At 51.3% G+C, this 12,382-nt stretch carries 12 protein-coding genes; 6 read left to right on the top strand and 6 right to left on the bottom strand.

Translation table 11 applies throughout. From position 1 onward, the window contains the following. Window positions 1-85 precede the first annotated feature (85 nt). Both ACMHYW_RS03390 and ACMHYW_RS03385 read right to left on the bottom strand, forming a co-directional pair. Entirely contained in the window at window positions 86-802 is a 717-nt protein-coding gene (locus ACMHYW_RS03390; RefSeq protein WP_414500890.1) for a fimbria/pilus periplasmic chaperone, read from the bottom strand. Window positions 803-932: 130 nt separating this feature from the next. Then, window positions 933-1,484 carry a fimbrial protein gene (locus ACMHYW_RS03385; protein WP_414500889.1) on the bottom strand — a complete coding sequence of 184 codons (552 nt, stop codon included), beginning with the start codon at window positions 1,482-1,484 and terminating at the stop codon, window positions 933-935. 1,124 nt (window positions 1,485-2,608) lie between these two features. Between ACMHYW_RS03385 and ACMHYW_RS03380 the strand changes: the two genes are divergently transcribed. Together ACMHYW_RS03380 and ACMHYW_RS03375 are read left to right on the top strand one after the other, a co-directional pair. Next, window positions 2,609-3,997: a glycoside hydrolase family 68 protein gene (locus ACMHYW_RS03380; protein WP_414500888.1), complete on the top strand. Its 1,389-nt coding sequence runs from the start codon at window positions 2,609-2,611 to the stop codon at window positions 3,995-3,997. Window positions 3,998-4,120: 123 nt separating this feature from the next. Further along, window positions 4,121-4,636, top strand: a complete 516-nt coding sequence (locus ACMHYW_RS03375; RefSeq protein WP_414500887.1) for a DUF2501 domain-containing protein — start codon at window positions 4,121-4,123, stop codon at window positions 4,634-4,636. 178 nt (window positions 4,637-4,814) lie between these two features. On the opposite strand, the gene ACMHYW_RS03370 is transcribed toward ACMHYW_RS03375, so the two are convergent. Continuing rightward, entirely contained in the window at window positions 4,815-5,213 is a 399-nt protein-coding gene (locus ACMHYW_RS03370) for a winged helix-turn-helix transcriptional regulator (RefSeq protein WP_414500886.1), read from the bottom strand. Window positions 5,214-5,328: 115 nt separating this feature from the next. Between ACMHYW_RS03370 and namA the strand changes: the two genes are divergently transcribed. Continuing rightward, window positions 5,329-6,405 carry an NADPH dehydrogenase NamA gene (namA, locus tag ACMHYW_RS03365; RefSeq protein ID WP_414500885.1) on the top strand — a complete coding sequence of 359 codons (1,077 nt, stop codon included), beginning with the start codon at window positions 5,329-5,331 and terminating at the stop codon, window positions 6,403-6,405. 290 nt (window positions 6,406-6,695) lie between these two features. Here namA and ACMHYW_RS03360 read toward each other — a convergent pair whose 3' ends face one another. Next, window positions 6,696-7,208 carry a hypothetical protein gene (locus ACMHYW_RS03360; RefSeq protein ID WP_414500884.1) on the bottom strand — a complete coding sequence of 171 codons (513 nt, stop codon included), beginning with the start codon at window positions 7,206-7,208 and terminating at the stop codon, window positions 6,696-6,698. Window positions 7,209-8,253: 1,045 nt separating this feature from the next. Between ACMHYW_RS03360 and ACMHYW_RS03355 the strand changes: the two genes are divergently transcribed. Beyond that, a complete protein-coding gene (locus tag ACMHYW_RS03355) occupies window positions 8,254-9,864 on the top strand; it encodes an RNA-directed DNA polymerase (RefSeq protein ID WP_414500883.1) in 1,611 nt (536 codons plus the stop codon). 525 nt (window positions 9,865-10,389) lie between these two features. On the opposite strand, the gene ACMHYW_RS03350 is transcribed toward ACMHYW_RS03355, so the two are convergent. After that, on the bottom strand, window positions 10,390-10,542 hold the full coding sequence (locus tag ACMHYW_RS03350; protein WP_414500882.1) for a hypothetical protein: 153 nt from the start codon (window positions 10,540-10,542) through the stop codon (window positions 10,390-10,392). Between the two features lie 189 nt (window positions 10,543-10,731). Next, a complete protein-coding gene (gene vapB / locus ACMHYW_RS03345) occupies window positions 10,732-10,956 on the bottom strand; it encodes a type II toxin-antitoxin system VapB family antitoxin (RefSeq protein WP_414500881.1) in 225 nt (74 codons plus the stop codon). Between the two features lie 281 nt (window positions 10,957-11,237). On the opposite strand from vapB, the gene ACMHYW_RS03340 reads away from it, so the two are divergent. Next, a complete protein-coding gene (locus tag ACMHYW_RS03340) occupies window positions 11,238-11,540 on the top strand; it encodes a hypothetical protein (RefSeq protein ID WP_414500880.1) in 303 nt (100 codons plus the stop codon). Between the two features lie 540 nt (window positions 11,541-12,080). Continuing rightward, a complete protein-coding gene (locus tag ACMHYW_RS03335) occupies window positions 12,081-12,320 on the top strand; it encodes an integrase (RefSeq protein ID WP_414500879.1) in 240 nt (79 codons plus the stop codon). The last annotated feature ends 62 nt before the right edge of the window (window positions 12,321-12,382 follow it).

Raw genomic sequence — 12,382 nt, 5'->3', positions numbered from 1 at the left:
ACCGCCACGCCCTGCGTCCTTGCAGGCCGCCTCCATCCGGCGATCACCCCTTGGGCGCAGACATCCGCTGCGCCAATGATTCCGCCTACGGCAGCGTCTTTTGCTGCACGCGCGTTACCGCGCCATAGTCATTAATGGTCTGAAACGCTACCGCATGCGACGTCGCACTGCCCGGCAACGACGCCGAGCCCTTAGGCGGTACCATCACACTGGCCGTATCACGGCCATCAAGACGCACATTGACCATCGTTATGTAATAAGGCGTCGGATTGTGTGCCACGATAGCCCCTTGCTCACGCGCAAGCGCCAACATTGACTGCGCATCGTCAGCACTTGGCTGAAGCCCCTCAGGGCGATAGAACAGCTTGATTCGACTGGTGAACGACAGCTGCAAGGTGCTCTGGTCAGCAGTCCGATTCTGATCGCGTGCGGGAATGGCCTTGACGCTGATCCAGTACGCCGTCTCACGGTCGGCAGGCAGTGGTGCCCCCACGTGGATCAAACGCAGCGTGTTTTCACTGCCGGGCTTGATAACAAACAGCGGTGGCGTCACCGCAAAATCACCACTGCGCTTGCCGTCGATATCTTCGATCCACGACTGTAATAGAAAGACATGCTGCGTATCGCTATTGATAACGGGCAGCGACGCTTGGCGCTCGCTGGCGTTGTAGACCAACCGCGTAGCCCCCAGTGCCACCCCGCCTGCATGTGCCGACGCGTTCAGCCCCGCAACGGCCATCACCACCGCACCCGCTGACAACGCGGCCCGGCGGTACAGATCACGTCCCTTTGCTATTGGCATGACATCCCTTCCCCACTTACGGCTAGCGCAACAAGCGCACGCCGATGAATGGCGCAGGAAGATGCCGGTATTGCCACCGACATCTCTGTGCCCACAGATTCAACTCATTGCCATATGCGCCTGACAGGGATCAGGAATAGGTAATGTTGAAGTTGGCGGTCGCGCTGGCATCCCCCGCAGTCGCCGCGTCAGAGGTGCCGTAGAAGCTGGCGTTGAAATCCAGCTCGTTGCTACCATTGTTAAGCGAGAAGGTGCTTGACGGCGTGCCGAGCGTCACAGCGGTACCCGTGCTGTCGAAGATCTGGATACCGACACCGGTCGCAGCACTGCTGCCTTCACCGGCCTGCAGCACGTTGGTGTAGCCTGCAACAGCCGTACCGGTGAACGATACCGCGGCAGATTTATAGGTGCTGGTATCACAGTCGCCTAGCATGATCTTGAAGGGAATGCGGCTAGAAGACAGCGCATTCTTGGTCAGCTTGGCCGTACGCACCTGGCCCAACTGGACTTCCTGATTGACGCTGTTGGCATCCACCGCGCAAGCCGCATTGACCGCTGTACCCACGAAATGAATCTTGCCGCCCGGCGCCGTCTGCGATGCAGCGGGCGTGTCCGCTGCAGAAGCCGCCAACGGCAGCACGCCTGCCAGCGCAACCGCGCCCAGCCATGCGATTTTTTTCATCGTTATGCTCCTGACATTCATGGTGCCCACCTGAAGAGGGTCACATCCTTGTTCATGACAAACGCCCACCCTCCGGGCTTGAGCGCTCAGAAGCCCAGGAGCAGCAGGCGCTTGAAGTATTGGTCAGGCTGACAAAATTGCAAAATTTCGACTAATTTTGTGCACGTTCACGGCTATAGAAAGATATTGACGTCAGAATACACCCTCACATTCGGCGCACGACGCACGATAGCCTCTTGTATTACTGCCTGTTTGCGACAGAGACCTTGAGTTGACCTCAGCATAACGACGGCCCCACTCCCCCCCCATAAAACGTGCAAGCAAGAGCTGTCCCACACGCTCACGCTGCCCTTGGACCCTCAACGGCGATTTAGAGGCTGCTTCATAAACCGGGTGATTGCTTTTTATCTTTCTAAATTACTCTTTCTAAAATAGGTGTTTTCTACCGCAATATTGTGGTTTGAAGCCCCCTCAATGACATGGGTATTGGGGTTATGAAACAGGCTCTTAGGCTACCGATTCCACAACACACCATGTCTCATCAGAAAAACCGATCGGAACATGCCTGTGCCGTAGAAGGGATTGAGGAGGGAAAATGGATATATAGAACACGAGAACGGATAAAAGCCGCCCAATAATATCGGGCGAGTCACGATAATTATTTATTCATCATGCTCACATAACACGCATTATTATCATTGGATAACAACGCATCCATAATTCTTATCAGCAAGACTTACGTTCTCTTATGAAAGTGCAATCAATGCCGCTTGAACCGCGGACTCTTCTTTTGAACAAGCGCATTCAACATCTAGCAATAAAAGATGAAAAACACGCATTTTCAACTACCTACACACCATTACTTTCAGCCACTAACCATACCGGTCTTCAGCCTTGATGACGCCATTGAACATGGCCATTTCACAATCGACATGAAATCGTGATCAACCTCCAGCGCAGGAACCGCTTATATCTGTCATGCGTCTTACTACCGGCTGCTCGAAAACATACTGCGAACATCGCCAGTATCTTTCCAAGCAGCGCACCGCCAGCGAAAGAGCAAGCCGATTACCCACACTTGCCGCGCTCCACAGGCGATCCTGTATCCGTTCAAAGGGGTATGTATGACGACATCAACGACGACGAACACGACGACACAGCCTTCACATTGGACCCGCGAGACCGCCGCCAGAATACAGGCCAGTTCGACCAACACCTTTCCCCCCTTCAATTTAGCAAAGGTGCTGCCCTTGATGCCCGGCTACCACGTCTGGGACAGCTGGTTCGTTATGACGGAAGCCGAGCAGATTGCCAGCGTCAAAGGGTTCCAGGTGCTGATCGCACTGGTACGCCCCATCGAGGATAACGAAAGCGCCAATGCCCGCATCGCGTACTTCTACTCGGCCGATGGTGAGCACTACACTCCCGGTGGCTTCCTGTTCGAAAGCAAGCTGTACGATGACTGTCAGGAGTGGAGCGGCTCGACAGTGCTGCGCAACGACGGCCGCCTGCAGACGTTCTATACGCTGGCCCAAAGCGTCGAACTGAACGGCAACTGGCAAACGCGCCAACGCTTCGCCACTGCGCTTCAGACCCTTAGCAGCACCGGCGGAAAGCTGATTATCAGTGCCCCGACCTATCATGACGTACTGGCCGAACCCGATGGTGTCTATTACGAAACAGCAGAACAGGCCAGCCTGCGCGAGTCCCACTACCCAACGTCCCACGACCGCAGCCTTGGCTCCGACCAGAGCGAGAACAGCTGCTTCCGCGATCCGCACAAGTACGTCGACCCGTATACGGGCAAGCACTACCTGCTGTTCGAAGCCAACACCGCCACGGCTCTCTGCCCGGCAGGCAGCGTCAGGCGCGACTACATCGGCGGCGAGGACTTCGAACCCGACTACCAGCCCACCATCGACGACCTTAAAGCCAACGGTTGCGTCGGTGTACTCGAATTGCAGGATGAAGACTGCACCCACGGTAAGTTCCTGCCCCCGTGGCTGACCGCCAATCTCGTGACCGATGAGATTGAGCGCATCAATATCATCGACCACGATAATCACGTGTATCTGTTTGTGGTCGGTCACGGCAACAAAAACACCTTGGTGACGCACTACCCCGCCCTGTCCAACCGCGACTACCTGCTGGGCTTCCGTGCCGACCGCTTCCTCGGCCCGCTGACCCCGCTCAATGACTCCGGCGTCGTCGTGCAGCAGAAATCGCTAGGGGCCCCCTATCAAGGGCAGGAGCAAAACACACAGTACGTCTATAGCTGGATGCTGATTCCCACGCACAATCCCGACGTATTCGACTGTATCAGCTACGCTAACTACTCGTTTGATACCGCAACGGGGCAGAGCAAAGCGGTCAAGACGGCCGGGCCTACGGTGCAGGTATGGCTAAAAGGGTTAGAAAGCCGCGTGGTTGGCATGAAATATACGATCCTGCCCGTGCTCGACAGCGCAGAGAAAAGCACATGGGACAGCACGGAAAGCATCACCACGGCATAGTGGATACACACCGTTTAAGCGGCGCCACATCAAGAAAATGCGAGCCAGCCAGAGAGGTTGGCTCGCGTTTACCTACCCTAGGCGATATCCTATTTTTCCATCAAAGAACAGGAGCCCCATACGATGAAATCAATCAAAGGCATCGCGAGCGCCCTCAGTATCGCCGCCGCACTGACGGCAGGCGGCGCACAGGCCGTAAGCCTGCAGGACTCCCTTTCCGGCGCCCTTGGCCAGCTCGGCCAGACACAGAGCAATACGTCAGCGACCACTACGTCGGCCTCAACCACCGCCACGGCGGGAAGCGCCCTGACAGGGCTGCTGAACGGCAACAACCAGACGCTGAGCTCCGGCACCATGAGCAACGCCACCGGCGTACTGCAATACTGCATGCAGCAGAAACTGGTATCGGCCACCAATGCCGAAAACGTCAAGACGCAGCTGATGAACAAACTGGGCCTGACGGGCACGCAGGAACAGGAGCAGCAGACCGACTACACCCAAGGGCTGGCGGGTATCCTCAATACCAGCAACGGACAACAGATCAATCTGGACAGCCTCAAGAACACCCCTGTAGCCAAGAAAGCTCGAACAAAAGCGTGCGATATCATTCTGAAGCAGGGCAAGAACTTCATTAATTGAGCGCATGATGACAAAAAGGCCTATGCACCAATGGCATAGGCCCTTTTTATATTTATCGCCGATGGCATTCAACATCTCGCCTATCTCTCCCTATGGCGCCCCACAGTTGCACGACGCCGCTACGTCACCATGCCACCCAAAGCACGCACGCTCACAGGAAAACCGGCAACGGCATACCTCAGTCGACGTCTTTCAGGATATCCTTCAACGCCTCCAGATCTTCCTCCACCGCAGTCTTCATACCCCGTCGTTCCAACCACTTTCTGCCCCAGGTACTCAACTCAAGCACTAATCGGTTTAGCTCTCGTCCTTCCTCGCTGAGCGAGTATTCCACCTTGGGCGGCACCACAGGGTAGACGCGGCGCAGGATCAAGCCGTCCTCTTCAAGTTCGCGTAACTGCTTCGTCAGCAGCCTCTGGTTGATACTGACCAGGTGACGCTGCAGCTCGCTAAACCGAAGCGTGCCGTCCTTGAACAGGTGATAGATGATCACGCCCTTCCACTTTCCCCCCATAACATGCAGCGCTGCTTCCATCGAACAGCCGGGGGCTGAATCATAATTGCGCAGTTTCGTCATGCTCGCCTCCATGGTTACCTTTTGGTCAGTATATGCTTTTTCTTGCCGTATATACGATTTCAAATTGTATGGTAGCGTTCCCTCATCGCCTATTCACTGGCCTAGAGGAACATCCATGTCAGCCTTACTTTTCGAACCCATCACCATCAATGGCGTTGAATTTCGCAACCGCATCGCGATGTCGCCCATGTGCATGCACTCGGCTTCCGAGGATGGTCATATCAATGATTTTCATGTCGTGCACTACGGCGCACGCGCCTTGGGCGGTGCCGGACTGATCATGCTGGAAACCGCATCGGTACTTCCAAACGGCCCCATTGGCCCCGGCGATATCGGCATCTGGAACGACAGCCACATCGAAGGACTATCGCGCGTCACTCAGGCCATCCACCGCTTCGGCGCAAAAGCGGGCGCTCAAATCGGCCATGCGGGCCGCCAGTTGGGCATCGACCTGCCCTCAATCGCACCGTCAGCGATTCCCTTCACTCCCGAATCGCGTGTGCCACAGGCCATGAGCATCGAGCAGATCAAGGAAGTCATCGAAGCATTCCGACTGGGCGCGCGCCGAGCACGGGAAGCCGGCTTCGATGTCATTGAAATCCATTGCGCACATGGCTACCTGCTCAATCAGTTCCTATCGCCACTAGCCAACAAGCGAACCGATGAATACGGCGGCAGCCAAGAGAACCGTTATCGCATCGTGCGCGAAGTCATCGACGCCGTACGCAGCGAATGGACAGGCCCACTGTTTCTGCGCATATCCTCTAGCGACTATGTAGAGGGCGGCAATCGACCCGACGACTTTCTTGTCTACGGCAGATGGATGAAGGAACAAGGCATCGACCTGATCGACTGCTCATCAGGAGGGATCGCAATGGTTCCGGTAAACACATACCCCAACTATCAGGTGCCTGCGGCTGAACTGCTGCGCCATGAGCTGGGGATCAAGACCGGCGCAGTGGGCCTGATCGAAACGGGCCGTCAGGCAGAAGAGGTCCTGCAGAACGGTCGTGCCGACATCGTGCTGGTAGGCCGAGAAATGCTGAAAGATCCCTTCTGGCCCCGTACCGCCGCTGACGACCTGAACGTGGCCCTGCCAGTACCGCCACAGTACACGCGCTACGGCTCCGGATGGCAACGCTCTCAACCGCGCCTACCCGCAGCCCCGCTGGACATTACCGTGGCACGATAAGGGCTCACGCAATCAGAGGCGTCCTTGACGATCCTTAAAACGCCCGCTGATTCATATCGCCGATATAAAAAACCCCGAGCACTGGATATCCAGCGCCCGGGGCTTCGCCACTGTCCCCAAACCCCATATTCATGAGTGTCAGGCCTGCTGCTGCCGACCCGCTCTACCGAGAGCAACTCACCGCAGGCCCATAGCATGGGCACTTCGAGCCCTTATAAAGGCAGGCAACAACACCGGCACACCTCAGTACGCCGAAGCGCTATCGGGTTAGGTCAGAAGCCGCGCGATTATCACCACGTCTTATTGGTCAGGTCGATATGGCACGCCTTCGCAATCCGATCAGCCGCATTGCGAGCCCCCGCCGAGGATACGGTCATGCTGACAGGCTCTCCATCCAACTTGACGCCCATGGTGATCGGCCCCTTGGCATTGCGCACCATATAAAGCGCCCGCACCGCATCCTTTTCACGCCGGGATTCCACCCCCACATAGTGACTGTTACGACGCACGATTTCCGTCGGCCCGAAATCGAGCGTTTCCTGACCGACCTTCAAGCGCATGGCAGAACTCAGATCAGAATTGAGTTCTTCATCCGCCCGCTCCTCATATTCTTCGATCAAGGACACCGACAGCGTATCGTCTTCACAGTCAAAAATGATGGACTGATCACTGTCATCGTCACTGGTGATGAACCCCTCTTCCTTATCCGAGAACGCTGAAGGGTCCAGATTGACCATCCATGCCGCATTCGCATGCACGGATAAAGATGCCAGCACGGCCAGAGTCGCTAATTTCAATTTCATGAATATCCCCTATTCGTGAATGATAACGGACCCGCCCCCAACCACAGTGACGGATCCGCTAAATAAAGACGATGCAGCCTTCACGGCCTGATTATTCGTGATCCATAGGACATACACATGCCCACATGATATCGGCACGCGCAATACCGCCCACGCGTGAGCATGGAGAAAAACACTCCCGAAGCCAACAGCCCCTTATAGATCAGCCTATTGGAGACCGCGCCCGATCATATACGGCTTGAAGATCCGCTGCAAAAAACCAGAGAGCCTGTGGCCTGTAGCACTGCGGCTATTGTTAGCGGCTATACAAGCAAGAGAGGTAGTTCATATTCTGTATGACATTCGGCTTCAATGATCAGTAACGACTGGGAGTGGCAGATGCATGAGGAGCATGGAGAGCCAAAGGTGATAGCAATACGGCATGTAAGAAGCACTAAGGGATTTATGTGAAGGCGCGAAAAGCTGAGAAGGAACATGACGCTGGAAAATATTAAAAAGCAGGAAAAACAAGGGGGTTCAGAAGGCTCCTTGAGCAAGACTAGAACCTACGGCCCAATAATTAACAGCCACACTAGAAATTATAGGCGGTTTAGGCAGCGGGGGTTTCAACTCCCCCCGCCTCCACCAAATCCCGAAAAGGCCGCTTCCGAAAAGAGGCGGCTTTTTTATCGCTAAAACATATGGTTATTGGCGATTTTCGCTACCATTCCCTAGATACCGCGCAGATGCTGTTTAGTCTGTTTTGGGCCTCATTTGGTCAGCATTGGGCATGGTTTGGTCAGCTTTTTGGTCAGCATTCTTCGCCAGTGAACACCTTCTCACCTACCTACAGAGTGGTACAGGCTTGACTAGGCTACTGGTTCGAAAAGATTTGGTAGAGCATCTTTTATAGGTCGGCAACTTTTCATTTCTTGGCTAAAATTCTTTCTCTGCTCCCTTCTTTGGACTACCAATTTATATATCCCTAAAAGTAAAATTAATCTTTACTTTTAAAACCAGCATGAGACTGCATAACCTATCTCTGGCATATGGAGAAACGCCAACTATGGCAATTGAAAATGAAAAATCAAATTTTAAAGAAAATTTGAGCTCTGATGATGTATTCGTAGGGTTATTAGACCATGGATTATTTGCAGATAAAATACCTCCATGTTTCACCAGTAAAGGATTGGCCGCATTAATTTCCCAAAAAATAGAGCCTGAATTCAATAATGCGGATGAAAGAAAACTAAAAAAACTTGCAGACAAATATTCCCATGATTATATGCGTTATGAATCATTACGCGATAGCAACATCCCCAGACATTTAGGCATACCTCATCCCGAGGCTTATGCTATTCAGTCTCTCGCCATCAAGAAGCACTGGCAAACAATCATAACACATTGCAATCACCCTCAACTCACATTCAGCCGAATCTATGTACGAAGGACAAGGAGTGATAAAATCTTCGAAATGAATTACAAAAGTTATGAACACTATCAACAAGAAGAGCTTGAACAAAGCTGGATGCTCGATGCCCATTTCCTAGTTAAAGCAGACATTTCAAATTGCTTTCCTAGTATCTATACACACTCAATTCCATGGGCTTTGCATGATATATCTGAAGCAAAGAAAAATCGAAGGTTAGAGTTGGCAGGTAATTTATTGGACAAGTGCACGCAGTGCACTCGAGATCAACAAACTAATGGATTACTGATAGGCCCTCACTCTTCAAACATTATCTCCGAAATAATCCTCACAAAAATAGATTCACAGCTTCAAAAGAAATATTCTAAAGTCACTCGTCATATAGACGATTATTGTTTTTATGCTAAAAGTTTTAATGAAGCAGAACAATTTATTAAAGATCTTGGGTTAGAACTTCGTGCCTATGAAATGTCTTTAAACGAAAAAAAAACTAAGATACTTTCTTTACCTCGTCCAAGTGAGGAAGACTGGATCCTTGTTTTAAAAAGGCACCCTTTGCCTATAGATGGAAAACTCAAATTTAAAGATATCCGCTCATTTATTGACCGCGCTTTGTCTTGTGCCCATGCCATCGATAAATCAACCCCCTTAAACTATGCAATCAAGGTATTGTCAAAGACATATATAAGTGAAGTAGAGGCGCCAAGGCATCGCGAACTTAATCCAAGAGCTAAACGAATGTATGCACAAAAATCCATAAATCTTGCTCTATCTTACCCTTACCTTGCATCAATATTAGACAAAAATGTTTTTATTCCATACTGGCATGATGGCTTAGAAAATAAAATTATAAGATTTGCAACATCTATGGTTTGTCTAGGGCTACAGAAAATTTATCCCGACGCAATAGCACATGCAATTTTTCTTGCATTGAAATACAATTTCAAGTTAGAAATAGATACCGATGAACTTAAAAAGATAATATTTCTAGATGACTGTATAGTAAACGTGCTATTGTTAAAGTATTCAATAATTAACAACAATGAAGAAATCAGAAAAACTATCATAGAAAAAGCAAACAATCTTAAGAAATCAGAAAAACGTGAACACGATAAAAATTGGCTATTGATTTATGAAGTATGGTCTAATAGTGACCTTCAAGGAAATGGTCAACATTTATTGGCATATTTAAAAGAAAAAGATTTTCAGTTTTTCTCTAATCCATGCTGTGCTACTGATGTTGGATAATAATTTGTAAGAACATCACCAAAGAAACACTTAACAACCATTACTGCAATCCCCTACTAGATACGAAGCAATTCAATCTGCGTTAATGGCTACTACAAGACAGGTAAAGTAAAAGATAAAACGCATAAATCCGCATAATTTTTCTGCCCTCAAAATCTCGCCACAGCCCGCACCGTGCGGGCTTTTTCATATCCTTCCACCCTGTATAAAAATCGACCTATTTAGAAACCGCAGGCGTGGGGGGCAACTGCGCGCGGTGGAGTGTGGCGTTGAGGTCTCGCCTGCGTGATGGGGGGGAGGGTCTCAATGTCAAACAGACGAAAAAAAGCCGCCTCGCGGGCGGCTTAGATATCGGTATAAGGCAGGGGCTATGAACGGGGCTGGCTAAGGCTAAACGGGGCGAAGCGGATCACCTATTGACCGATCATGTCGTTGAACTCCGATAGCATTTCCTGCAGCGGCTCCAGTTCATTGGCCATCAACACAGCCTCGGCCATCTCCATGTCTCCAAAGACGCCTGTGTTGTTAGGGATGATACCCATCAGCTAAGGCGGTACGCGGTGGGTCGCCCATACCGGTGATGTCGATGCCGCTATGCTCGACGTTGTAGCGTTTGATCACGCGCTCGATGAACTCGGCCTGCGCGACAAGATCGACCGCCGCACACCCCGCACGCATAAATAGGACGCGCGTCAGCTATTGGGGTCACATCGTCTGACGCGGTCACGCCATCTGCCGGTGGCTATCACAGATAAACCTATCGTGCGAAAATAAAAAACGCCGCGGTTGTTGCCAGAGCGTTTAATTCATACTGCTTGTGTCCAACCTTCCACGCGTAGCCCTGGAACTTGGTCGAACTCGCGTCGATTATTCGTGACCACAATCAAACCTAGGCTGCTCGCGATCTGCCATATAGTCAAACCCAACGCCCGCGCCGTCGAACCACTCATCCCAGACCTTGTTGGCCGGCGTGATGATGCGCGCATGACCTACAGCGATGACTTCAACGTATTTGACATTGTCAGGAAGAGCCACTGCTTTAGGCAGTCGTACCGCCTGACTACGATTACTTTTGAAGATTGTTGTTTGCATAATGCCCCGCCTCCAGCGTATATACCTTGCGTATATCCAAACCTGCCACATAAATGGATATGTCAAAGGGATATACATTTATGTCTGTATAGCTTCGTCCTCATTTCAATGAATGACAACGTGCTGGTAATCCCTACAGCTAAGAGATTGTTTCATAGCCTGAGTGGTTGCTTTAACCTTTCTAAAATAGACAGTTTCTACCGCCTTTTTGTGGTTTGAAGCCCCTTCAATGATATGGGTATTGGAGTTATGAAACATGCTCTAGGCGGACTTAGATAACTATGGTCAAATTTTTTATCAACCTTATACGCTATGGCCTATATGCCGCTTATGGCTATCTATGGCTACTGCTGATTGCACTACAGGGCGAAAAGTACGACTGGATGTCAGAGATAGATCCTTCCATTCAGGCTAGTGACATTGTCGATGATTCAGGCGATAGGGCCACTGTAAAAGTCATGATGGTCATCTGCATGGTGCTTTTGCAGGCCGTCATGCTGGGAGTGGCTCAACGACGCCATGAACGTAAGCTTGCACTTTTGTTGATGGCAGTAGCCGTCGTGACCTACTGCGTCACGCGCTAAACTTGCGTCTCGCGATAGTAAAAAGCCCGCGTATAGAGCGCAGGCTTTTTCATAACATCATTCCGCGTGGATATATTTTTGACACCACGGGCCTTACTGCGGGCAATCGACAGCGGCATAACGCATATATGCGCTATACGCATGATCAAGAGTCTCTAACACAAGGGGCTGCAGAAGTTCTTTGACACCGGCTCTACGGCGAGGATTCAGAACTCGCATGCTACCAAGCCCAGCATTCTGCTGGACGTGCTCAATGCCGCCACCTGTCCAACCGATATGGGGGCACCTTTACTCCTCAAAGGCAGATAACGAAGCACGCGGCAGGCCTTTTTCGCATGAGTCTCTCCACCCCACGATGACCGTATAGCAATATCCGACTTCAATTCCGCTAATTCGAGCAGCATCCAACGTCTCCCATTCGCATTGGCAATGATCGACACTGAGACGATGCCACCCGATATACCTATCGAAAGCGGCAGCCTTACACCGAAGGAGCCATGAGGATAGGCCGATGCTTGCCCTGCTGACATGTGGATCGTAATGGAACTGGCTTACCTCCGCTTCATTGCCATGCTATTGCGTGAAGAAGTGATTCACTCCTCACAACGATTTGGCATCTACGGCTTAAAACGTCAGGGAATTACAGACACGCCTGGAACACGCTATGACAAACAGGAAGCGTCGGGGCATAGAAGCAGTGCAATGATGGATATCTACGATCTGAGCATTCCGCTGGTATCAACGCCAGAAACGACGAAAGCGGAGACTGAACCCGAGTAGGAATATTACGGAAGAATTTATGTAGTTCGCGGATTTTAGGGAAGAAATACGATACAGGGAAG

The sequence above is a fragment of the Zymobacter sp. IVIA_12111.31 C1 genome (genome assembly GCF_047495495.1).
Lineage (GTDB): Bacteria > Pseudomonadota > Gammaproteobacteria > Pseudomonadales > Halomonadaceae > Zymobacter.
This window is presented reverse-complemented; position numbering and strand designations above follow the sequence as displayed.

Bases quoted from the DNA above. Each gene is read 5' to 3' on its own strand.
- ACMHYW_RS03340 (WP_414500880.1), top strand. From the start codon at position 11,238: ATGGTCAAATTTTTTATCAACCTTATACGCTATGGCCTATATGCCGCT.
- ACMHYW_RS03360 (WP_414500884.1), bottom strand. From the start codon at position 7,208: ATGAAATTGAAATTAGCGACTCTGGCCGTGCTGGCATCTTTATCCGTG.
- ACMHYW_RS03355 (WP_414500883.1), top strand. From the start codon at position 8,254: ATGGCAATTGAAAATGAAAAATCAAATTTTAAAGAAAATTTGAGCTCT.
- ACMHYW_RS03350 (WP_414500882.1), bottom strand. From the start codon at position 10,542: ATGCGTGCGGGGTGTGCGGCGGTCGATCTTGTCGCGCAGGCCGAGTTC.
- namA (WP_414500885.1), top strand. From the start codon at position 5,329: ATGTCAGCCTTACTTTTCGAACCCATCACCATCAATGGCGTTGAATTT.
- ACMHYW_RS03375 (WP_414500887.1), top strand. From the start codon at position 4,121: ATGAAATCAATCAAAGGCATCGCGAGCGCCCTCAGTATCGCCGCCGCA.
- ACMHYW_RS03335 (WP_414500879.1), top strand. From the start codon at position 12,081: ATGGAACTGGCTTACCTCCGCTTCATTGCCATGCTATTGCGTGAAGAA.
- ACMHYW_RS03390 (WP_414500890.1), bottom strand. From the start codon at position 802: ATGCCAATAGCAAAGGGACGTGATCTGTACCGCCGGGCCGCGTTGTCA.
- ACMHYW_RS03380 (WP_414500888.1), top strand. From the start codon at position 2,609: ATGACGACATCAACGACGACGAACACGACGACACAGCCTTCACATTGG.
- ACMHYW_RS03385 (WP_414500889.1), bottom strand. From the start codon at position 1,484: ATGAAAAAAATCGCATGGCTGGGCGCGGTTGCGCTGGCAGGCGTGCTG.
- ACMHYW_RS03370 (WP_414500886.1), bottom strand. From the start codon at position 5,213: ATGACGAAACTGCGCAATTATGATTCAGCCCCCGGCTGTTCGATGGAA.
- vapB (WP_414500881.1), bottom strand. From the start codon at position 10,956: ATGCAAACAACAATCTTCAAAAGTAATCGTAGTCAGGCGGTACGACTG.